The organism is Propionibacterium freudenreichii subsp. freudenreichii (assembly GCF_000940845.1).
Taxonomy (GTDB): domain Bacteria; phylum Actinomycetota; class Actinomycetes; order Propionibacteriales; family Propionibacteriaceae; genus Propionibacterium; species Propionibacterium freudenreichii.
The window spans coordinates 37210-59073 of the sequence record NZ_CP010341.1 but is presented as its reverse complement, the minus strand read 5'-3'; the positions used below and the strand labels follow the sequence as shown (position 1 = coordinate 59073).

Genomic DNA, 21864 nt, shown 5'->3' with positions numbered 1-21864 from the left:
TTGGGAACCAACAGCAGTCCCACCACTCATACGCGCTCTTCTCCCAACAGGCCGACCACCCTCGATGCCGTGCATCCTCGATCGGGGCCGGACGCGACCCCGGCCGCCCATTGTGGCATCCCGTCGTCCGCAGGGGCGGTCGCTGGCCGGGCGTGTTCGGAGCCCACGCAGGCCCGTGGGCAGGCGTGTGGCAGGTGACCGGCGGGTGCCGGCCGAGGATCAGCTCACTGCCAGGCGGTCAGCTCGCTGAGCGGCTTGCGGGCGCGCCCCTCGGGCTTCTGGCCGGGTGCCGGCAGGCCCACCGCAGCCATGATGATCGGCTCCCACGGCGCGGCGATGTTGAAGGCGCGTCCGGCCATGGGGCGGTCGAAGGTGGCGAACTGGCGCACGTGCAGGCCCAGTGCCTCGGCCTGCACGGTCAGGTGGGCCATCGACTGCCCGAGGTCGTAAAGGGCGTAGTCAGGCTCACTTCCGGCGTTCTGATAGGCGCCGAGGATGATTGCCGACGCGTCCAGCGCCCAGTCGGAGAAGCCCTCGATGGCGGGGCGCAGGCGGGCGAAGACGTCGTCGTCGCGCACGCCGACCACGAACGACCAGGGCTGGCGGTTCATTGCCGACGGCGCCCAGCGGGCCGCCTCGAGCAACAGTTGCACCTGGTCCTCGGAGATCACGTGGGTCTTGTCGAATGCGTGGGGGCTCCAGCGGTCTGCCAACAGTGGGGTGATGTCTGCCATGCATCCACGCTAACGCCCCGGGAAGGTCATGACACGATGTGTGTGGATGCCGGATCTGTGGACGCCGGACCTCCCATCAGGTCCGGGGAGGCGTTCCGTGGTGGCCGGGAGTTGTCGTCGTGGAGGTGTCATGTCGCAGTCGGTGGAGCCCGCGTCGTCGGGCGACCGCTTCGTGACGCTGCGCGCACCGATGCGCAATGAACAGGAGATCAAGCGGTCCCGGTTCATTGCCTGCCTGTATCCGGTGTCCAGTTCGCAGCAGGCCCGCGAGCACATCGCCGAGCTGCGCAAGGAGTTCTACGACGCACGGCACCGCCCGAGCGCCTTCGTGCTCGGCGCCGGGCACACCGAGGCGCGCACCAGCGACGACGGGGAACCGGCCGGCACCGCGGGCGCACCGATGCTGCAGGCGCTCGTGGCCCACCACACGGCACCGGGACGGCGGGACCTGTCGGACGTGCTCGCAGTGGTGGTGCGCTATTTCGGCGGCATCAAATTGGGCGCCGGCGGCCTGACAAGGGCATATGGCGGCGCGGTGAGTGAGGCACTGACGCGGGCCAGCTTCGTGGTGCGCCAGCGCATGCAGCTGGTTGACGTGCACCTGCCGCTGGCCGAGGCCGGCGCCATCGAGGCGGCCCTGCGCAACTCGTCGCTGCACGTGGTGGCGACGCGCTGGACGTCCACCGAGGGCATCGTGCAGGTGGCACACGTCCCCGGCGAGGACGAGCTGACCCGCGAGGCGGTCGCGGCGTTGACCGGCGGCCTGGCACGCCTCATCGACGCCGGCAGTGAGTGGACCACCCGCGCGTTGTGAGGGTCGGGCGGTGTGAACCCCGCACCCGAACCCGGTGCGTCCGAACTCAGCGGACGTCGAAGCCGGTCATGCCCCGGACGGGCTCGTCGGTGACCTCGAGGTGCTCCACGTATCCGTAACCGGGGCCGCTGCGCGCCCAGGCGATGAACCGTCCGACGGCTGTGCGCTCGCCCTGGGCCACCATCTCGACACGCCCGTCGCCGCGGTTCTTCACCCAGCCGTCGATACCCAGCGCGCGGGCCTGCTGACGGGCCTGCCACCGGAAGCCGACGCCCTGCACGCGTCCGGACGCCACAAGCCGCACCGCACGCAGGTTTTCCACACCCCTTGACATGGCTCCATTGTGGGGCCTGCGGCGGCCACCCACCGATCCCTGGCCCAGCACGCCGGCGACCTGCCTCAATAACAGCCTGTGGCGAACAAGCCGCTGGCGTCTCAGAAATGGAAGTGCCACGAGCTACACTCTTGGCTTGATTGCTCAGGCGGGTGACATCTCCCGCCGCACTGCATTCACCGGGATGCGAAAGGTCCAGCCCCGCACCTGTGTGGTCGGACCCGCCAAGCCGATCACCCCCGCAGAATCGTCCATCTCCAAGCCGGCCCGCCGGCGCAACATGTTCGGGAGTTCCGATGCCACGTCGCCTTCACCCCACCAGCCGGTTCAGCCGGCGAGGGGCACTTGCCGCCGTCGCGGTGGGTGCTGGCGCAGTAGGGCTGGCCGCCTGTTCCAAGGCGCGCCCCGGCTCAACCGGCGCATCGGCATCGAGCAAGGGGCCCGCCACCCCCACCCTGTCGCTGACCGCCCCGCACGGCCTCGACGCCGTGCTGCCGCAGGACGCGCTCACCGTGGCCGTCAATGACGGCACCCTGAAGTCCATCGTGGTGGCCGACAGCAATGGCAACGCCTACAGCGGCCAGCTCAACGGCAGCACCTGGACCTGCGACCGCGCCTTCTGGCCGGCAGCGAACTACAACGTGACCGTCGAGGCCACCGACGCCAAGGACGGCCCGCACACGCTCACCGCGTCGTTCACCACCGCGAAGGTCGAGACCATCGTCTATTCGCCGGTGTACGTGCAGCAGGGCCTGGGCGTGGGCATGCCGGTGTACATCCAGTTCAACAGCCCGATCACCGACAAGGCGATCCGCGCCGACATCGAGCGTCACGCCACCGTCACCACGTCACCGGTGCAGGAGGGTTCGTGGGGTTGGGTGGAGAACCGCATCCTCATGTGGCGTCCCAAGACCTATTGGCAGGCCGGCAGCACCGCGAAGGTGTCACTGGCGTTCGCCGGACTCGTGGTGGGTGACGGCCTCTACCTTGCCGACGACACGAACTACTCGATCAGCTTCGGCGAGGCCCACGTGCTGCGTTGCAACAACTCGAGCCAGTACATGGGCGTCTACCAGAACGACAACCTGGTGAAGAACCTGCCGGTGAGCACCGGCACCGCGGCACATCCGACGCTGTCGGGCACCAAGGTGATCATGGAGAAGCTCACCTCGATGATCATGGATTCGTCCACCTACGGCGTGCCGGCCACCAGTGCCGAGGGCTACAAGCTCAAGGTCGACAGCTGCCAGCGGGTCACGTGGAGCGGCGAGTTCATCCATGCCGCGCCCTGGTCGGTGGCCCAGCAGGGCAATACGCCCTCCAGCCACGGCTGCGTCAACGTGAGTCCCACCGAGGCGGCCTGGCTGATGAGCTTCACCCAGGTGGGCGACCCGGTGGAGTTCACCGGCGGCGGCCCCTCGTTCCAGCCCGGCGACGGAGTCGGCTGCTGGGTCTACGACTGGGATTCCTGGCAGCAGCGCAGCGCCCTGGTCTGAGGCAGCGGGATCTGGGACGGCCCGGACTGAGGCAACCCGGGCCCCACACCCATCCTCGACAACACGAATTTCCCCGACAACACAGCATTCGTCCCCGCCCCTGGTGAACGCCAGGTGACGGGGACGAATGCTGTGTGCACTTGTGGTGGGCGCGAGCCTGCCGCCCACCGGGCTCACATGTCGTGGGCGCAACCCTGCCGCCCACCGGGCGTGCGATCAGTCCAGGGTGCGCCGGCCGGTCTTCTTGAGCCGCTCGGAGGCACCCTTGCCGCCGGTCTCGGTGACATGCTGCTCAACCAGCTCCCGGGCCCGATCACGCTCCGCATCGAAGTCGATCGGCTCGGCCTCGGCACGCGTCGAACGCAGGAAGCGGTACATGAGCGCCATGAACAGGATCCACACCGGCGCGAAGAACAACGCGATCCGTGAATCCTTCGCGAAGCCCAGCACCACCAGGATCGCCACGAAGAACACCAGCGTGGCCCGGGGCATGATGCGCGCCAGCGGCATCGGGAAGATCGACTCGGCATGCCGCTCGGGGTGCTTGCGCAGGTAGGCGATGTAGCAGGCGACGATCAGCCCCCACACCGACAGGTAGAGCACCGACGAGATGCCGGCCACCAGGCTGAAGGCGTCCATCACCGAATCGGACAACATCACCAGGATGATCGACGGCGAGATGCACAGGGCGGTGAGGAACAGCGCATTGCGCGGGATGTGGCGTCCCGACAGCTTCGCGAACCGCTTGGGCGCGTTCTTCTCGCGCGCCAGTCCGTACATGATGCGCGAGGTGGAGAACACCCCCGAGTTGGCCGACGACGCCGCCGAGGTGAGCACCACGAAGTTGATCACGTGGAAGGCGATCAGCACCCCGATGAAGCTGAACATCTCGACGAACGGGCTGTTGTTGGGATCAATCAGGTCCCAGGGCTGCACCGACATGATGACGATCAGGGCCAGCACGTAGAAGATCAGCACACGGGCCGGGATCGAGTTGATGGCCTTCGGCAGGTTGTGCTCGGGATCGGCCGTTTCGGCAGCAGCCGTGCCGGCCATCTCGATGCCCTGGAAGGAGAAGATCGCAATCTGGAAGCCGGCCATGAATCCGGCAAAGCCCGTCGGGAAGAACCCGCCGCGATCCCACATGTGGGCGAATGACGCGGCCGGCGCCCCCGCCATCGGCGGCTGGAAGGCCGTGAACGCCAGGTAGGCGCCCACCAGGATCAGCGCGATGATCGTGACGATCTTGATCATGGCGAACCAGAACTCCAGCTCGCCGAACACCCGCACCGCCACCATGTTGAGCCCGGTGAGCAACAACACCACGCACAGGGCGGGGATCCACTTGGGCAAGTCGGGGAACCACAGGGCCAGGTATCCACAGATGGCCGTCGTGTCGGCGATGCCGATCACCACCCAGCACATCCAGTACGTCCAGCCGATGTAGAAGCCGGCCCAGGGGCCGATCAGGTCGGTCGCGAAGTCCGCGAACGACTTGTACGCCAGGTTCGACAGGAGCAGCTCACCCATCGCGCGCATGACGAAGAACAAGAAGAAACCGATGATCACATAAACCAGGACGATCGACGGGCCTGCCAGGTGGATGGTGCGGCCAGCGCCCAGGAACAGGCCGGTTCCGATCGCACCACCTATGGCTATGAGCTGGAGATGGCGATTCTTCAGCCCGCGACTCAGTTCAGGTTCACCGTCAGGAAGGTCCACCTCAGGTGGTATACCAGTCCAATCCAGTGCCATGACAAAACCTCTCCCTTGAGGATTGACCGATCGCGGTGCGACAAGAGGTCCTGGAAGCCATGGCGGGGGGACTGCCCAGAGGGCCGCCCGACCCATCACCTCACCACGTGGCGGCCGCCGGTGGATGCCACCGGAGGGGTGGGTCCCGACGGGCCGACGCATGGCTCACCATCCGTGGCGCGCCGGGCCATCCCCGGCCGTCGTCCCATGTCGGCGTGGGCCGCACGGGACTGTATCTGGAACAACATTGATCTGGAACGAGATTGATCCAGAACGAGATTGCTTGTTGCTGTGGAGGGGACTCCCCCTCAGGAGGCCTCCGCGAGGAGGCCCCCGGTGGAGGAGACATGTCGTGAACGCGCCCGGCTCAGCCCAGCACGGTCGACAGCGGCTCGACGTCGATGCCGAGTGCCTCGCCGACGCCGTCGGTGAACAGCTGGCCGTCGTAGGTGCTCAGCCCCAGCGCCAGGTCGTGACGCAGCCGAATGGCCTCTTCCCAGCCCTTGTCAGCCAGCAACTGTGCGTAGCGCAACGTGGCATTGGTGAGGGCATAGGTGGAGGTGAACGGCACGGCGCCGGGCATATTGGCCACGCAGTAGAAGATCGACCCCTCCACCTTGAAGGTGGGGTCGGCGTGTGTGGTCGGATGCGAGTCCTCGAAGCAGCCGCCCTGGTCGATGGCGATGTCGACGAGCACCGAACCCTTCTTCATCTTGGTGACCAGCTCGTGGCTCACCAACTTCGGCGTGCGGGCCCCGGGTACCAGCACCGAACCCACCACCAGGTCAGCCAGTACGCAGGCCTCCTCCACCGCGAACGGCGTGGAGTACTCGGTGTGGATATCGCCGTGGGTGATGTCCTCGATGTATTCCATGCGCGCCGCGTCGACGTCGAAGATCGTGACGTCTGCACCCATGCCGTCGAGCACGCGTGCCGAGCAGAAACCCGCCGTGCCGCCGCCGAGCACCACGGCACGTCCCTTCTTAACGCCGCTTGCCCCGCCCAACAGCACGCCACGTCCGCCATAGGGCTGCATCAGGTTGTAGGCACCCACCTGGGCAGACAGGCGTCCGGCCACCTCTGACATGGGGGCCAGCAGGGGGAGGGAGCCGTCGGCGAGCTCAACCGTCTCGTAGGCGATCGACGTCACCTTGCGGCGCAGCAGCTCCTCGGTGAGCGGACGGTCAGCGGCCAGGTGCAGGTAGGTGAACAGCAGCTGGCCCTCGCGCATGAGGCCGTATTCGCTGGCGATGGGCTCCTTCACCTTGATGATCATCTCGGCGTCGTCCCAGACCTGCTCGGCGGTGTCGAGGATGGTGGCGCCGGCCTTGGTGAACTCCTCGTCGGTGATCGACGAGCCCTCACCGGCCCCCTTCTGGACGAATACTTCGTGGCCGTGCGCCGCCAGGCTGTGGACGCCGGCCGGTGTAATCGCCACGCGGAACTCGTTGTTCTTGATCTCTGTAGGCACTCCGATACGCATGATGCTCTTCTCCTTTGACGAGCAATCTCCGGCTTCGTTGCCGGGTTGTTTCTTGTATATCAGCGGGTTCTGGGCCGGGGGCAGGGCCGGCGGAAACCATGTGATCAGCCTGCACGCAGTGCACATACGTGCGCGCACGCGCGGGCGCGACATAGCAAATGTGCAGGGAGGGGTCAAAGTGGCCTCCCGGCCTGTGGATGGGGCGTGCCGGGCCCTTCCCCGCTCAGCGCTCGGCCTGCCAGGCCCTCCACAACCGGGTGAACTCGCCGTCGCGGGCCAGCAGTTCATCGGGGGTGCCCACCTCGGCGATGCGGTCGCGGGCCATCACCACGATGCGGTCGGCGTGCGCCGCCTGCGACAGCCGGTGGGCGATCACCAGCGCGGTGCGTCCGGCGATCGCCTGGTCGGCGGCCCGGTCGAGCATCCGTGCGCCGGCACTGCCGGCCTCGGCGGTGGCCTCGTCGAGGATCACGATCGCCGGATCGGCCACCAGCACGCGGGCCAGGGCGACTTGTTGGGCCTGCGCCGGGCTGAGCGCGGTGCCCAGGCGTCCGACGACCATGGACAGGTCGGTGGCCCAGTCGGCGCCCACCCGGTCGAGGGCGTCGCGGGCCAGGGCGGCCAGCTGGTCATCGACGGTGCTGGCGGGGGCACCCATCGTCACATCGTCGGCAAGCGACCCCGAGAAGGTGTGGATGTCCTGCGAGACGAGCACCACGGCGGGGCCCCGGGTGCCCGGACGCGCGCCCACCGCGACCTCACCCGATGAGCTCGACAGGGTGCCGGCGATCAGCTTCGCCAGCGTCGACTTGCCGGCGCCCGATTCACCGATCACCGCCACATGCTCGCCCGGCGCGATGGTCAGGTTGATGTCGGACAGCACCGGCTGGTCGGGCCGGTAGGCGAAGCCGAGGTGGCGGATCTCGATGCGCCCGGTTTCCATGGGGCCCGCTTCGATGCGCCCTGCTTCGATGCGCGCTGCTTCGATGGGGCCCGCTTCCATGGCACCGGTGTCCATGGGGCCAACACCCACGGGCCGGCTCTCGACGGGGCCGGTGTCCGAGGGCCCCACCCCCGAGCGCGCGCCCGCCGGGGAACCCGCCCCGGGCTGCCCTGCCCCTGCTCCGTCCGTCGGAGCAGCAAAGGAATCGTCCCCCTGTGGCGCGTGGTGGGCGTCCACACCCAGCACGCCCACGATGCGCTGCAGCGAGGCGTAGGCGGCCTGCAGGTCGTCGATGAACATCAGCAGGAAGCGCAGCGGACCCATCAATGACAGCAGCAACAGCCCGGCGGCCGACGCCTGGCCGACGCTCACGTGCCCGCCGGTGACCAACGGATAGCTCACGAGCAGTTGGCCGATGATCACCACGGCCTCGCCGATCACCAGGCGCACCACCAGGGCGTTGGACAGGAAGCGGCCGCGCAGTTCCCAGCGCACCGCCTGCCACGAGCTGCGGGCCACGATGCCGGTGCGCAGGCCGGCCAGCCCGAAGGCGCGCACGGCATCCAGGCCGTGCAGCGTCGACAGGATGTCCTGCGACTGGCGAGCCGACGCCTGGCGTTCGTTGCGGTAGATCGCCGGGGCGCGCTTGAGGAACCAGCGCACCGACGCCGTGAACACCACGGCCCCCGCGGCCAGCGGCAGCAGGAACAGTGGGCTCATCGCCGCCAGGCCGCTCGCCGCCACGACGAGCAGGATGGAGGTGTTCACCATGCGCGGCAGTCCGGCGTTCACCGAATCGCGCACGGTCGCCACGTCGTCACCCACGCGGGCCACGAGGTCGGCGCTGCCGGCCTGCTCGATCAGCTGCTGGTCGAGGTCGAGCGCGCGGGCCAGCATGTCCTCACGCAGCCGGGCCAGCACCGCGGCGAAATACGACGGGGTGAGCGCCTGGCCGGCACCCGAGGCGACGGCTCCGATGATCACGGCCGTGACCACCATGACGCCCGGCGCGATCAGCCCGCTCAGCGGACCGTGGGTACGCACCTGGTCAACCACCATGCCGGTGGCCACCGGCAGCGCCAGCGAGGTGAGCGCCGAGATGGTCATGGCCACCACGGCCAGCACGAGCCACCGCCACAGGCCGTGGGAATGGGAGCGCACCTGCGCAGCGATCTGGCGTCCGGACGCCAGGGGCAGCCAGCGGTTCGCGGGGCCGCGCGGCAGCCAGACCGGACCATGGGCGCGCATTACGACAACACCTCCCGGTAGGCGTCGAGCGCCAGCAGCGATTCGTGGGGGCCGCGGGCGATGATCGCGCCGTCCTCGCCGAAGAAGACCACCTCGTCGGCCTGCGCCAGCTCGTTGGCCGACGAGCAGGCGACCATGGTGGTGCGTCCGGCGCGGAACTCACGCATCCGCTCGGCGATCTCGCGGTCGGTGATCGGGTCGACGCTGGTGGTGGGTTCCACGAGCATGAGCAGGTCGTCGGCGTGCAGCAGGGCGCGGGCCAGGGCGATGCGCTGGCGTTGCCCACCCGACAGTTCCTGGCCGCCCTCGCCGATCATCTCGTCGACGCCGGCAGGCAGGCCGGCCACGGTGTCGCCGCTTGCCGACGCCCAGATGGCGGCGTCCAGGGCCTTGTCGGCCTCGGCCTGCAGCGGGCCGTCGGGGGCCAGGGTGAGGTTCTCGCGCAGGGTGCCGTCGAACAGTTCGGGCTCGCGGGGAGCGGCCAGCACCCGGGCGCGGTAGCCGTCGTCGCTCCATTCGGCGGCGGGACGGGCGTCCACCAGCAGCTGTCCGGTGGCCGGGCGGCGTTCGCGGGCGACCAGGGCCGCCAGCTCGTCGATCACCGGTTCGGGACCCACCATGCCCAGTTGGCGCCCGGGCGGCACGGCCAGGTTGAGCGGCACCGTGATCGTCGGCGTGGTCACCCCGCGCAGCTCCAGGTGCACCGGGCCGGCCGGCGGTTCGTCGGCGGTGCCGAACTGCTGGGCCGGTGGGGTGGCCACGAGCTCGCGCACCCGGTCGGCAGAGGCGCGTGCCGACGCCAGGGTGGACGCCGTGTCCACGCCCAGCGAGCGCAACGGAGGGGCGAGCGTCTGGCCGAGGCCGACGACGGTGACCAGCGCGCCGATGGTGATCTGGCCGTTGAGGGCGAGCACGGCCCCCAGCAGGGTGAGCAGCGCGGTGAAGATGCCGACCGCACCACTCACCACGGCGTTGTAGATGCCGCGGGCGGTGCGGGTGCGCAGCGTGGCGGCCAGGCCGGTCTGGCTCGCGGTGCGGAAACGTGACGACGCGCGGGCCGACGCCCCGAGCCCCTGCACCACGCGCAGGCCCTCGGTGAGGTCGGCGGCGATGCCGGCAGCGGCGGCCTCGGCGCGTCGCTCGGCGCGGGTGCGCTCCTGGATCGGTGCCAGGCCCTTCAGCGACATCAGCACCAATAAGGGGGTGAGCACCAGCACGGCCACCGACAGGCGCCAATCGATGAGCAGCAGGGCCACCAGCGCGCCGATCAGCGTGACCAGCTGGCCGGGGACGCCGGTGAGCGCCACCAGCGCGCGCGAGGTGGTGCGGGCGTCGGTGATCATCACGGTGAGCAGGTCGCCGGGCAGGCGCCGGGCCGAGCCCAGCCCGGTGGGATCGACGGTGCGGGCCAGGGCCTGCACGCGCATGTCGTGCTGCAGCATCGACGCGGACATGTTCGAGTGCAGGCGCAGGGTGGTGGCGCCCGCACGCAACAGATAGGCCAGTGCCACCACGCCCAGCCACAGCGCGAACCCGCTGAACCGGTGGTCCACCAGGCCCACCTGCACGGCGCGTCCCATGGCCAGCGGGATGGACACATTCGCCACGCTCACCAGCGCGGCCCCCAGTGCCCCGAGGCTGAACTTGAGTGGATCGCGGCGCACCATGGCGCGCAGGACGGCACCGCTGGAACGCAGCGTCGCAAGGTCGATCAGGGTGGCGTCCTGGTCAGGTGCCACACCCGCCAGGCCGTGCGGCCACAACGTCGCCCACCAGCGGGCCCGACGGGTTCCGGCTGCACGTTGTCCAGCTGCACGATGTCGCCCAGCTGCAACATGTCCGGTTGCGGGGGTGCCGGCCGCGGGGGAGCCGGTCGTATCGGTACCGGTCACAGGAAGTGCCTCACGGCACCCATCATCCCAAGTCGGCGAAATGCCATCCCCCGCCGGCGACCCGCGTCCACCCGCTGCATCGCCGTCGGCCACCACCGGCCCACCACCACTGAGTGGACAGTTGTGCGGCAATGACGCCGCACAGGTGCCCACTTTGTGGGGTTTCGGGTCGGCCCTGGTGGTCCACCGCGCTTCAGGGAGGACTTTTGCGTCATCTGCCCTGCAAAGGCCCTCCCTGAGTGCCGATTGCACCCACTACCCACCGCGGTTCGGTCCTAAGTGGACAGTTGTGCGGCAATGACGCCGCACAGGTGCCCACCTAACCGACCGGAGCGGGCGACGGCCGACCCACACCCGAGCCGACCCACACCCGCCCACACCAACAATGGACGCGGCAGATCCCACGAAGCGGGCGCAATAGCCTAACGGCGCATGTAAACACCGTGTAACTACGCATCAAGGCTGTGCGAACGGGCCACAGGGGTCCCGTCGGTGCTCGAATAGGCACAGTCAGGAATCATCGAGGAGAACAACACATGCCGCTTGGCCCAGACCCGTATCTCGTCTCCATCCAGGACGAGCTGGTGGCGCTACGCCACGAACTGCACCAGATCCCGGAGGTCGGTCTCGACCTGCCCCAGACCCAACAGCGCGTCCTCAAGGCGCTCGAGGGACTGCCGCTGGAGATCACCCTGGGCAAGAAGCTGAGCTCGATCACCGCAGTGCTGCGCGGCAAGGCCCCCTCGAACGGCCCCCGTAGGACGGTGCTGCTGCGCGGCGACATGGACGCGCTGCCCGTGGTCGAGCAGACCGGACTGGCCTGGGCCAGCACCAACGGCGCCATGCACGCCTGCGGCCACGACTGCCACATGACCGGCCTGGTGGGCGCCGCCCGCGCCCTGTCGCACAAGGTCGACGAGCTGCCCGGCGACGTGGTGTTCATGTTCCAGCCCGGTGAGGAGAGCGACCGCGGCGCCGAACTGATGATCGCCGAGGGCGTGCTCGACGCCGCCGGCAAGCGCGTCGACGCGGCCTATGGCCTGCACGTGTGGTCGGGCCTCGACAAGGCCGGCATCTTCTACTGCCGTCCCGGCACGATCATGGCGTCGTCCGACATGGCCGACTTCGAATTCGTCGGCAAGGGCGGCCACGGCTCCGCGCCGCACCTGGCCGTTGACCCGGTGCCCGCGATGGCCGAGGTGATCACCGCCCTGCAGGTGATGATCGCCCGCCACTTCAACATCTGGGACCCGGTGGTGATCACCTGTGGCCACGTCGAGGCCGGCGTGGCACGCAACATCATCCCTGAGACCGCCACCATCGAGGCCACGATGCGCGCCTTCTCCAAGCAGGCCCAGCAGCAGCTGTTCGACATGGTGCCCCGCGTGGTCACCGACGTGGCCGCCTCGCACGGCGTCACCGCCAATGTGAAGCTGACCAACCTCTACCCGGCCACCATCAACCACGACGAGGGTGCCGCCCTGGTCGCGAAGACCGCCACCGACCTGTTCGGTGCCGACCACTTCGTGGAGATGGCCAACCCGATGGGCGCCGCCGAGGACTTCTCGCTGGTGCTCGAGCAGGTGCCCGGGGCCTTCGCGATCCTGCCGGCCACCCCGCCCGACAAGGACCCCGCACAGGTGCACGGCAACCACTCGCCGTTCGCCCTGTACGACGACTCCGTCCTGTTGGACGCAGCCGCCCTGCTTTCCGAGCTGGCAACCCGCACGCTCGCTGACGCCAACTAGTACCCAGAAGGCCCAACTATGACCACGATTCCCGCGGCCGCGCCGCCGGCACCGCGTCAATCCGCGTTCCGTACCCTGCTGGGTACCGGCGTCGGCAACGCGCTGGAATGGTACGACTGGAACATCTACGCCAGTTTCGCCATCTACATGTCCCGCGAACTGTTCAGCTCGAAGGACCCCACGTCGGCGTTCCTGGAGACGATGGGCATCTTCGCCGTCGCCTTCGTGGCGCGTCCCTTCGGTGGTGCCTTCTTCGGCTGGCTGGCCGACCGCATCGGCCGCAAGCACGCCCTGGCGATCGCCGTGATCTTCGCCTCGGGTGGCTCGCTGCTCATCGCGGTGTGCCCGACCTACCACCAGGTGGGTGCCTGGTCGTCGCTGATCCTGTTGTTGGCGCGGCTGATCCAGGGCCTGGCGCACGGAGGTGAGCTGCCGTCGGCACAGACCTACCTGTCGGAGATGGCCCCGCCCAACCGTCGTGGCCTGTGGGCGAGCGCCATCTACGTCACCGGTTCGTTCGGCCTGACGCTGGGCCTGCTGTTCGGTGTGGTGCTGCGCGACACGCTGGGCTCCGACGCGATGAACCAGTACGGCTGGCGCATCCCGTTCGCGGCCGGTGCCGTGTTGGGCGTGTTCGCCTTCTGGATTCGCGAACGCATGGAGGAGACCGAGGCCTTCGAGGACGAGAAGAAGGCCGGCGAGCTCAAGAAGAGCCTGGTGCGCGAGGTGCTCAAGCACAAGAAGATCGCCCTGCAGGTGATCGGCATGACCTGTGGCCTCACCGTCGCCTACTACATCTGGTCGGTGTCCACCGCGTCGGTGGCGCAGAAGAACCTGGGCTATTCGACGAATGACGCCTTCGGCGCGTCCATCATCGGCAACCTGGTGTTCATGGTCTCGCTGCCGCTGTGGGGCATGTTCTCCGACCGGTTCGGACGCAAGACCAACATGCTGATCGCCATGATCGGCTGCGCCGTGCTCTATGTGCCGCTCAACAACATGGTGCGTGGTGGCAATGAGTTCTGGCGTCTGGTGGTGGCCATCTGCGTGATGCTGGTGCTGCTGGGTGCCTACCTGGCCATTGCCCCGGCGGCCTACGCCGAGATGTTCCCCACCGAGGTGCGCGCCACCGCGTTCGGCGTGCCCTATGCGATTGCGATCGCCCTGTTCGGCGGCACCGCGCCCTACATCATGTCGGCCTGGGCGGCCACGCCGAATCGGTTCGTGATCTATGTGATCGTGCTGTTGCTGATATCGGCGGCGACGATCCTCACGCTGCCCGAGACCAAGGGCATCGACCTGTCGTACCACCCGAAGTTCAATCCGAGGCCCGACGACGTGGCGACGAGCTGACTCGACGCCTCCTTGTCGTGACCAGCAGGGTCCCGGGCCGATCGGTCCGGGACCCTGCTGCGTCCGGTGCCGGGGTGGGGGCCGCCGACCAGATCGGACAGTCGCCTGAACCGGCCCGGACCGCGACATGGGGGCTGTCCCCCACCCGATGCGGAGGCCAACCACCTTCTAGGATGAGCCCCGCGCGACAAGAGTGGAGGCATGACCTCAATCAGTGGTTCCCCAGCCTCCCTGCGCACTGCGAACGGAGACCCCACCGTGACCCGATCCGATGCGCCAACTGAACCGCCGTCGCTCATGCTCGGCGGGGTGTGGTCGTGGCGCCATGTGCCCGGCCGACTCGGCTACCTGCTCGGCGGCCTGCCATGGGCGGTGGTCACCTTCAGCGTGCTCATCTCCCTGCTGTCCGCCGGCATCCCGCTGCTGATCCTCACGCCCCTGGGCATGGCCTGCCTGTGGGCGCTGGTGATCTGCGCACGCGCCGTCGGCGCCGGTGAGCGCGCACGCCTGCGGTGGGCCGGAACCACCCCGATCGAGGCACCCGCCCCTGCCCCGAGCGGTAGTCCCACGCTGTGGCGCCGGGCGTGGCAGGCGATCCTGGACGTCGACGCCTGGCGCGCCGTGGCCCACAATGTCGTCAACTTCATCGTGTCGATGGTCAGCTTCAGCCTGGTGGCGGTCTGGCTGGCGGTGATCGCGCAGGGCGTCAGCACCTGGCTGGACACCCATTGGATTCGGCTCAGCGCTGACATCAACACGCTGGGCGACCTGCTGCTGCCGGCGTCGATGCGCTCCGCGATGGGGGTGCACATCGCCGACACCGCGCTGGCGGTGATCGCGCTGGTCACGCTGCCGGTGCTCACCTTCGCACTGGTGTGGATGCACCGCCTGCTGGGTGGCGCGCTGCTGTCGGCCAACAAGAGCCGCGAACTCACGCGGCGCATCTCCGAGCTCAACCGGCGCGTCGGCAAGCTGGCCGACGCCCATTCGGCCTCGGCCGACGCCGAGGGTGAGGCCCTGCGTCGCCTGGAGCGCAATGTGCACGACGGGCCCCAACAGCAGTTGCTGCGCATGCAGATGGACCTGGACACCGCCAAGCGACACCTTGCCGACGACCCGCAGCGGGCCGCGGCGATGCTCGACGAGCTGCGCGACCGTTCGCAGGACACCCTGGAGGAGCTGCGCGACCTGTCGCGCGGCCTGGTGCACCCCTTGCTCGTGGAGCGCGGGCTGGGTGCCGCCCTGGAGTCGTTGGCGGAGCGCGCCACGCTTCCGGTGCGGGTGACCAACCACCTGCCCGAGCAGCTCGACCGTCCCCAGGGCATCGAGCAGACCAGCGCCCAGGGGCTGCTGCTGGCCACCTCGGAATTGTTGGCCAATGTGGCCAAGCACGCACAGGCGAGCAGCGCCGAGATCATGGTGGACGCGTTGCCCGCCGGCTCCCCGCAGGCCACCAATCCGGGCGCGCAGGGCCCCTGCCCGACGCTCACCGACCCGGCCCGCACCGATCAGCCGCCGGCGGTGCAGGTGAGGGTGCGTGACAATGGTGTGGGTGGTGCCGTGGTGGTGCCCGGCCACGGCCTCGACGGGGTGGCCCGCAGGATGCAGGGCCTGGGTGGCAGCTTCACGCTGGCCAGCCGGCCGGCGGTCCCACCACGATCACCCTGCGCATTCCCCTGACCGATTGGAGCAATCGAGCATGATGTCCGGCCCGGCGGTGCGGGTGGTGCTGGCCGAGGACTCCACGCTGCTGCGCGAGGGCCTGGTGCGGCTGCTCGACGAGGCCGGGTTCGAGGTTGCCGGCGCCTATGGCGATGCCGAGCAGTTGCTGGCCGACGTGGGCCGGGCGCGTCCCGATGTGGCGATGCTCGACGTGCGCCTGCCGCCGGATTTCACCGATGAGGGCATCCGGGCGGCATTGCGGCTGCGTCGCGACCATCCCGGGGTGGCGATCCTGATCCTGTCGCAATACCTCGAGTCGTTGTATGCCGAGGAGCTGTTCGCCAGCGGGCAGGGCGGCCTGGGCTATCTGCTCAAGGAGCGGGTGACGTCGCTGGATTCGCTCACCGACGCGATCCGACGCGTCCATGCCGGCGGCACGGCGCTCGATCCGCAGGTGGTGTCGGGGCTGCTGCGCTCGAAGCATGATCCGCTGGCCGCGCTGACGGCCCGCGAGGCGCAGTCGCTGGAGCTGATGGCCCAGGGCTATTCCAACACCGAGATCGCCCGCCAGATGCATATCGGCGTCGGCACGCTGGAGAAGCACATCGCGGCCGTGTTCGCGAAGCTGGGGCTGGCCGATACCGGCACCGAACACCGACGGGTGCGGGCCGTCCTCGCGTGGTTGCGCGCCCAGTAATCCGCGCGGCTTCAGCCAATAATCCGCGTCGCTGTTCCCGGGGGCATTGACGCACGCACGAACGCGCAACCCGATCGGGTCGCGCGTTCGCGGGTCATCACCGGGGTGGGCGAGAACTCGTCGGGGGTTCGGGGATGAGGGTGGGTGGCCGATCCCCCCGAACCGGCCACCCACCACATCTTCAGCAGGAGTGCGTCCTCCCCACGGCGTGGGTCACGAGTAGCGCGCCTCTGCGTACACCTCGATCTCCTCGAGCGACTTGTTCGACGTCTCGGGCATGATCTTGATGAGGATGAACGCGAACACCAGGTTGATCACGGCGTAGATGCCGTAGGTGATGCCGCCACCCAGGCCCTCCATCATGGTGGGGAAGGTGGCGGTGATCAGTGCATTGACCATCCACATGCAGAACACTGCGGTGCCGTTGGCGATGCCACGCACCTTGCTGGGGAACATCTCGCCCAGCATCGTCCACACCACCGGGCCGTTGCCGGCCTGCACCACCAGCATGAACAGGCCCATCATGGCCAGGATCACCATCGGTGCCCACGACGGCGGGCGTCCACCCTCGGTGATTGCCGGGGCGATCGTCACCTCGAACAGCAGGGCGATCACGCCGAGCGTGACGAACACGCTGAACAGGCAGGTGATGAGGATCTGGCGGCGGCGGAAGCGTCCGATCAGCCACAGCGCCACCGAGCAGCCGATCACCGACATGATGCCGTTGGCGGTCTGGGCGGTGATCGATGCCGACGTGCCCATGCCGGCGTACTGCAACACCTTGGGGGCGTAGTACATCACCGTGTTGACGCCGGTGGTCTGGTTGCAGATGGCCAGGAAGACGCCCACCAGGAACAGCTTGCGCAGCCATGGCGTACGCCAGATGTCCCCGAAGGTGCCCTTCTTCTGGCCCTCCTCGCGCCGGTGCGAGACGAGCATCTCGTCGAACTCGTCGGCGGGGTCGCCGTCGCGGTGCGGGTCGCGCACCTGCTTCAGTGCGCCGATCGACTCGTAGTAGCGCCTGTTCGCGGCGTACCAGCGCGGCGATTCGGGCATGAACCGCATGCCGATCCACAGGGCGATGGCGGGAATGGTGCACAGCATCAACATGACCCGCCAGGCCATGCCGTTGCCGCCGTCCACGAGCAGCGCGTTGACGAATGAGTGCCAGGCGGCCGGGTCGAAGGGGCCGCCCTGTGAGGTTTGCAGGGCCAGCACATTGTCCCAGGTCTGCGTGCCGGTCTGCAGGTGGCCCTGGGTGTTGCCGGCCACGTCCAGCTGCGGGCCACCCACCGCGTTGTCGATGAGCGCGTTGAAGGTGAAGGCGAGCAGCTGGCCGGTGACGATCATCACCTGGTCGATGGCCACGATGCGGCCGCGGATGCGCTTGGGTGCGGTCTCCGACAGGTACACCGGCACCGTTGCGGACGCACCGCCGACGGCGAAGCCGAGCACGAAGCGCATCGGGTACATCACCCAGATGTTGGGTGCCAGGGCCGTGCCGATGGCGCCGATCGCGAAGATGAAGGCGAGCAGCAGGATGTTGTGGCGTCGTCCGTAGCGGTCTGACAGGCGTCCGCCGATCAGTGCACCGACGGCTGCGCCGACCAGCAACGTGCCGCCGATCCAGCCCTCCTCGCTGGCGGTGATCTCCAGTCCGTGGGCCCCGAAGGGCATGTACATATAGGGCAGTGCGCCCGAGATCACGCCGGTGTCATAGCCGAACAGGAATGATCCGAGCGTCGCCACCAGGGCGATCAGGCCGATGGAGCGGTGCTTGCCCCCGGCCGGCACCTTGGCGACGGCGGCATCGAGCTCGGCGCGCGGCATGTCCAGCCGGATGTCGAGCTGATTGTTTGTGCTCATGGTTGGTCCCCCCGCCTCATGCGTCGTAGGTTGTCGGGCCGGTCACGGGCGCCACGTCGTGCCATTGGCCGTCGCGTGCCGACGCCACCGTTGCCTGGTCCACCTCTGCGGCCGCCCATCCGTCGGCTGCCGAGGGTGCCAGCTGCTTGCCGGTGAGCACCGATTCGATGAACTGGGCTGCCTCGATGGCCTTCAGATCGTCGAAGCCCATGGACGTGCCGGCGCCGGGCTGGAAGCGCGAGAAGTTCGGGAAGGTGGGTCCGGCCATCACGCGGGTGTAGCCCTGGAATTCGTTGTCGGCGCCCAGGCAGACCTCCAGGTCGTTGAGGTGCTCGAAGTTCCAGCGCAGCGAGCCGTCGGTGCCGTAGACCTCGATGATGTATTCGGCACGCGGGCCCACTGACACGCGGCTTGATTCGAAGGTGCCAACCGCGCCGGAGTCGAGCCGGGCGATCATGGCCACATAGTCCTCGTTGCCCACCGGGCCGAGTTCGTCGGAGACCTCCCAGCCGGAGTGGCCGACGCCCACCTTGGTGGGGATCGGGCGTTCGGTGATGAAGGTGTCGGTGAGTGCGGAGACCGGTGAGATGCGTCCGCACAGGTACTGCACCAGGTCGGCGCCGTGGCTCATCAGGTCACCCACCACGCCGGAGCCGGCCTTGTCGGGGTCGTAGCGCCAGGTGAGCGGGCCGAGCGGCGACGAGGCGTAGTCGGCGATCAGCCAGCAGCGCACATTGGTGATGCGGCCCAGGCGTCCCGACCGGATCACCTCGCGGGCCTTCTCGATGTCCGGGGTGTGACGGTAGTTGAAGCCGACGCTGGTCACCAGGCCGGCGGCCGCGGCGGCTTCGGCGATCTCGCGGGACTGGGCGGCCGAGGTGCCCATGGCTTCTCGATCCAGAAAGGCTTGCCGGCGGCCACGGTGGCCAGGGCGATCTCGCGGTGCAGGTAGTTCGGCGAGCAGATCGACACCACGTCAACCTCGGGGTCGTCGAGCAGTTCCTGGTACCCGGCGACGGCGCGGGCGAAGCCGAGGTGCTCGGTGGCGAAGGCCTGGTTCGCCTCCACGGGATCGCAGACGCTCACCAGCCGGATCCGGGCGTCGAGTTCGGGGAATTTCTCGGCCAATGTCTTGTATCCGCGGGTGTGCAACCGGCCCATCCAACCCAGGCTGATCACGCCAACGCCCAATGTCTTCTCTGACACGGATGTCTCCTTGTGCTTTTTAGCGCCACTGCGATGTGGCGCATGCTCACCGTTGCACGAAAGGCGCCATGTCAGGACAAATTGGGCGTCCGAAACGTTTCGGACTTGCCCATCGACGCTTGTCGCGGCGCGGTCGGAGGTGGGGGCGGTCCGGACCAGCGCTCTGGCAGGCCCGGGCTCCGGGCCGCTCAGGCCATGGGTCGCTCCGGCGCCGTGCCCGACGCCCCCGGGTGCGCCCCGAGCCGAGTGCAGGGCCTTGCGGGAAGGACGGCTAGGTGGACAGTTGTGCGGCGTCATTGCCGCACAGTTGACCACTTAATGGCCCTTTCCGACGAAGCTGCGGGCAGTTGGACCATCGGGTGGCCGCTGCCGGTGGCTCAGCGCTTGGGTGGGGCCGTCGTCTTGCGGACGCGCAACTCGGTGGGCAGCACCACCAACTCCTCCGACGTCGGATTGTCGCCCGACCCCTGCGGCCCATTGATCCGGGCGGCCACCAGGTCGATGGCGGCCTCTGCCAGCCGCCGGGGGTCCTGCACGATCGTGGTGGGCAGGTCGACGGTTCGGCAGCCATCTCCGTGTCGTCGAAGCCCACCACCGAGATGGCGGCGGGCACCCGCACGCCCTGGCGGTTGAGCTCACGCACCAGCGCTGCAGCCGATGCGTCGTTGAATCAGATCACCGCGGTGGGCAACGGCTTGCAGTCGAGCACGCGTCCCGCGGCGCGCACCCCGTCGGCGGCGGTGTTCCCGCCCTCGATCACCCGTGCATTGTCGCCGAGCCCACAGGCGTCCATGGCCGACAGGTAGGCGTTCGAGCGGCTTGCCGCCAACGGATAGGCCGGCCCACCGTCGGCGTAGTAGATGCGCCGGTGGCCCAGCTGCGAGAGGTGGTCGACGGCCTGCCCCAACCCCATCCGGTCGTCGGAGACCACCACGTTGACGCCGGGCGCATGCACCAGCCGGCACAGGCTCACCAACGGCACGGCCCCGGCCAGCTCGCTCATCTCGGCCTCGGTCAGTCCCGATCCGGTGAGGATGATCGCCTGGCACCGGGCGCGCAGCGATTCGTCGACGCAGGTGCGCTCGTCGTGGTGGGCGGTCGCGCCCGCGAGCACGAGCTCCAGGCCCTTGCGTTGCGCGGCAACGTACAGCGAGTCCACCAGGCCCATCTGGAACACCTGTTCCACCTCGCAGACGAAGCCGATGAGCCGCGAGTCGGTCTTGCGCAGGTTCGACGCGTACCTGTTGGGACGCCAACCCAGCCGGTCTGCCACCTCCTGCACATGGGCGCGAGTCTCGGCGGCCACGCCGGCGCCGCCGGACAGCGCCACGGAGACGGTGGCCACCGATGTGAAGGAGGCGCGTGCGACGTCGCGGATCGTCACCCGGCGTCGGGGCACCGGACGCTCGGCATCCCCGGGAACCCGCGCGTCATCCGGTGCCGTTGCGTGCATGTCATTCCCCCTTGTCAGCTGTCGTACCGCTCCGCTGCCCATGTGGGCCGCCGCCCCGCAGGGCCTACCGACCCCACGGTCGTGGGTCCCTCGCGCTGACGCCCGTCGCCGGGCGTCCACCCCGGTCAGCACTGGCCGGAGGGAGGGTTCCCTCCCCATTGTGACTCACATGGTGTTATCGCGCCGGGAGGGCTGTCCGGAGCACGTCCGTGTCGAACGCGTGTTCGAAAATGTAGGCGCTGGCATCTACACTCACTGACATGTCTGGAGGTATGAATCGCGGCGCCGGGGTGCCACTGTCGCAGCGTGTGGCCAATACCCATGCGGCCGAGGCACGTGAGGCGGCAGAACGCGCTGCGGCGCAGGCGGAGGACGAGCTGGGCGACCGGGCGGGCCGGCAGTCCCCGCCCACACAGTCGCGGCCCGCACAGTCACCGCCGCCCCAGCCGCCACCCGGCCCGTACCGCGCGCCGGGTTCCCCCCAATCCATGTCGGCACCCGATGCCAATCGCATCCCCACCGTGGTGGTGGTGCTCATCGACGGCGCCAAGCCGGGGTTGATCGCCCGGTGGCGCCACACTCCGCAGGGTTGGGAGGGCCTGGTGGCCCAGGCGGGTGGGGTCGACGACTTCTATGCCGAGTGGTTGCCGGCCACCCGGCTGCGGCCCGCCAATGTCACCTGAGTGTCACTGGCTTGGGCGCCACTGGCCCGGGTGCCACTAGTTCCCGGGCGTGCCCACCTGCGAGAAGAACTGCCGCAGGTGGTCGTTGAAGGCGCCGATCCCTTCGTCGCAGCGACGCAACCAGCTGACCAGCTGCCCGTCGGTGACGCCGACCCCGGTGGTGAGGATGGCACGCAGGTGGGGCGCCTGGAAGGGCAACTCCTCGGACACCCGGCCCAGGTAGGCGCGCACGGGACGCGCGGCCAGGTTCCACTGGTTCACCATGTCGAGCGCGCGCGGCATCAGCTCCTGCACCACGGGCACGCCCGTGAAATGCGCCTCCAGCAGGGTCGAATCGTCGTTGTAGCCCAGTTGCACCGCAATGCCCACGTCGTCGCGGTAGTGGTAGTTCCCTGCGTCGTCGAGGACGAACACCTCGGGCAGCCCGTCGAGGGCCTCGGCGAGCCGGTCGGGCGTCATGGCCGGCGTCGCGACTGTTTTCCTGGTGAAGAACATGA

The 21864-nt window shown here is 68.7% G+C and carries 16 protein-coding genes and 3 pseudogenes; 7 read left to right on the top strand and 12 right to left on the bottom strand.

Going from position 1 to position 21864, the window contains the following annotated elements; genetic code table 11:
* Positions 1–224 precede the first annotated feature (224 nt).
* Positions 225–734, bottom strand: coding sequence for a nitroreductase family protein (locus tag RM25_RS00240; protein WP_013159968.1), 510 nt, complete (start codon positions 732–734; stop codon positions 225–227).
* A 130-nt stretch (positions 735–864) separates the two neighbouring features.
* On the opposite strand from RM25_RS00240, the gene RM25_RS00235 reads away from it, so the two are divergent.
* Positions 865–1548: an IMPACT family protein gene (locus tag RM25_RS00235; RefSeq protein WP_044635835.1), complete on the top strand. Its 684-nt coding sequence runs from the start codon at positions 865–867 to the stop codon at positions 1546–1548.
* Positions 1549–1594: 46 nt separating this feature from the next.
* Here RM25_RS00235 and RM25_RS00230 read toward each other — a convergent pair whose 3' ends face one another.
* Positions 1595–1882, bottom strand: coding sequence for an acylphosphatase (locus RM25_RS00230; RefSeq protein ID WP_044635834.1), 288 nt, complete (start codon positions 1880–1882; stop codon positions 1595–1597).
* Between the two features lie 296 nt (positions 1883–2178).
* Here RM25_RS00230 and RM25_RS00225 point away from each other — a divergent pair, with 296 nt between their 5' ends.
* Positions 2179–3378: a L,D-transpeptidase gene (locus tag RM25_RS00225; RefSeq protein WP_080774411.1), complete on the top strand. Its 1200-nt coding sequence runs from the start codon at positions 2179–2181 to the stop codon at positions 3376–3378.
* A gap of 216 nt (positions 3379–3594) precedes the next feature.
* Here the strand turns inward: RM25_RS00225 and RM25_RS00220 are convergent, their stop codons facing one another.
* The 4 genes and pseudogenes from RM25_RS00220 to RM25_RS00205 all read right to left on the bottom strand — a co-directional run bounded on the left by RM25_RS00220 (position 3595) and on the right by RM25_RS00205 (position 10546).
* Entirely contained in the window at positions 3595–5133 is a 1539-nt protein-coding gene (locus RM25_RS00220) for an amino acid permease (RefSeq protein ID WP_044635833.1), read from the bottom strand.
* A gap of 367 nt (positions 5134–5500) precedes the next feature.
* Positions 5501–6616 (bottom strand): alanine dehydrogenase, encoded by a 1116-nt coding sequence (gene ald, locus RM25_RS00215; protein ID WP_044635832.1) that lies wholly within the window; start codon positions 6614–6616, stop codon positions 5501–5503.
* A gap of 460 nt (positions 6617–7076) precedes the next feature.
* Positions 7077–8807, bottom strand: a pseudogene (locus tag RM25_RS00210) (ATP-binding cassette domain-containing protein); the annotation flags it as partial.
* On the bottom strand, positions 8807–10546 hold the full coding sequence (locus RM25_RS00205) for an ABC transporter ATP-binding protein (protein ID WP_013159961.1): 1740 nt from the start codon (positions 10544–10546) through the stop codon (positions 8807–8809). The pseudogene RM25_RS00210 and the gene RM25_RS00205, both read right to left, overlap by 1 nt.
* Positions 10547–11235: 689 nt before the next feature.
* On the opposite strand from RM25_RS00205, the gene RM25_RS00200 reads away from it, so the two are divergent.
* The 4 genes from RM25_RS00200 to RM25_RS00185 all read left to right on the top strand — a co-directional run bounded on the left by RM25_RS00200 (position 11236) and on the right by RM25_RS00185 (position 16159).
* Positions 11236–12447 carry a M20 metallopeptidase family protein gene (locus RM25_RS00200; protein ID WP_013159960.1) on the top strand — a complete coding sequence of 404 codons (1212 nt, stop codon included), beginning with the start codon at positions 11236–11238 and terminating at the stop codon, positions 12445–12447.
* 18 nt (positions 12448–12465) lie between these two features.
* On the top strand, positions 12466–13800 hold the full coding sequence (locus RM25_RS00195; protein WP_013159959.1) for an MFS transporter: 1335 nt from the start codon (positions 12466–12468) through the stop codon (positions 13798–13800).
* Between the two features lie 201 nt (positions 13801–14001).
* Positions 14002–15480: a sensor histidine kinase gene (locus RM25_RS00190; RefSeq protein ID WP_080774410.1), complete on the top strand. Its 1479-nt coding sequence runs from the start codon at positions 14002–14004 to the stop codon at positions 15478–15480.
* Positions 15481–15499: 19 nt separating this feature from the next.
* A complete protein-coding gene (locus RM25_RS00185) occupies positions 15500–16159 on the top strand; it encodes a response regulator transcription factor (protein WP_013159957.1) in 660 nt (219 codons plus the stop codon).
* A 213-nt stretch (positions 16160–16372) separates the two neighbouring features.
* Here RM25_RS00185 and RM25_RS00180 read toward each other — a convergent pair whose 3' ends face one another.
* The 5 genes and pseudogenes from RM25_RS00180 to RM25_RS00170 form a co-directional block, all read right to left on the bottom strand.
* Positions 16373–17989: an MFS transporter gene (locus RM25_RS00180; protein ID WP_196487421.1), complete on the bottom strand. Its 1617-nt coding sequence runs from the start codon at positions 17987–17989 to the stop codon at positions 16373–16375.
* Between the two features lie 52 nt (positions 17990–18041).
* Positions 18042–19186 (bottom strand): annotated as a pseudogene (locus RM25_RS00175) (Gfo/Idh/MocA family protein).
* Positions 19187–19608: 422 nt separating this feature from the next.
* The gene (locus tag RM25_RS13065) at positions 19609–19767 is read right to left on the bottom strand and encodes a hypothetical protein (protein WP_013159954.1); all 159 of its coding nucleotides are present in this window, start codon (positions 19765–19767) and stop codon (positions 19609–19611) included.
* Positions 19768–19796: 29 nt separating this feature from the next.
* Positions 19797–19886 (bottom strand): annotated as a pseudogene (locus RM25_RS13450) (substrate-binding domain-containing protein); the annotation flags it as partial.
* A gap of 15 nt (positions 19887–19901) precedes the next feature.
* Positions 19902–20684, bottom strand: a complete 783-nt coding sequence (locus RM25_RS00170; protein ID WP_048734422.1) for a LacI family DNA-binding transcriptional regulator — start codon at positions 20682–20684, stop codon at positions 19902–19904.
* 260 nt (positions 20685–20944) lie between these two features.
* Here RM25_RS00170 and RM25_RS00165 point away from each other — a divergent pair, with 260 nt between their 5' ends.
* Positions 20945–21367: a hypothetical protein gene (locus tag RM25_RS00165; RefSeq protein WP_144406017.1), complete on the top strand. Its 423-nt coding sequence runs from the start codon at positions 20945–20947 to the stop codon at positions 21365–21367.
* 36 nt (positions 21368–21403) lie between these two features.
* On the opposite strand, the gene RM25_RS00160 is transcribed toward RM25_RS00165, so the two are convergent.
* Positions 21404–21862 carry a YbjN domain-containing protein gene (locus tag RM25_RS00160; protein WP_013159952.1) on the bottom strand — a complete coding sequence of 153 codons (459 nt, stop codon included), beginning with the start codon at positions 21860–21862 and terminating at the stop codon, positions 21404–21406.
* Positions 21863–21864: the final 2 nt, after the last annotated feature.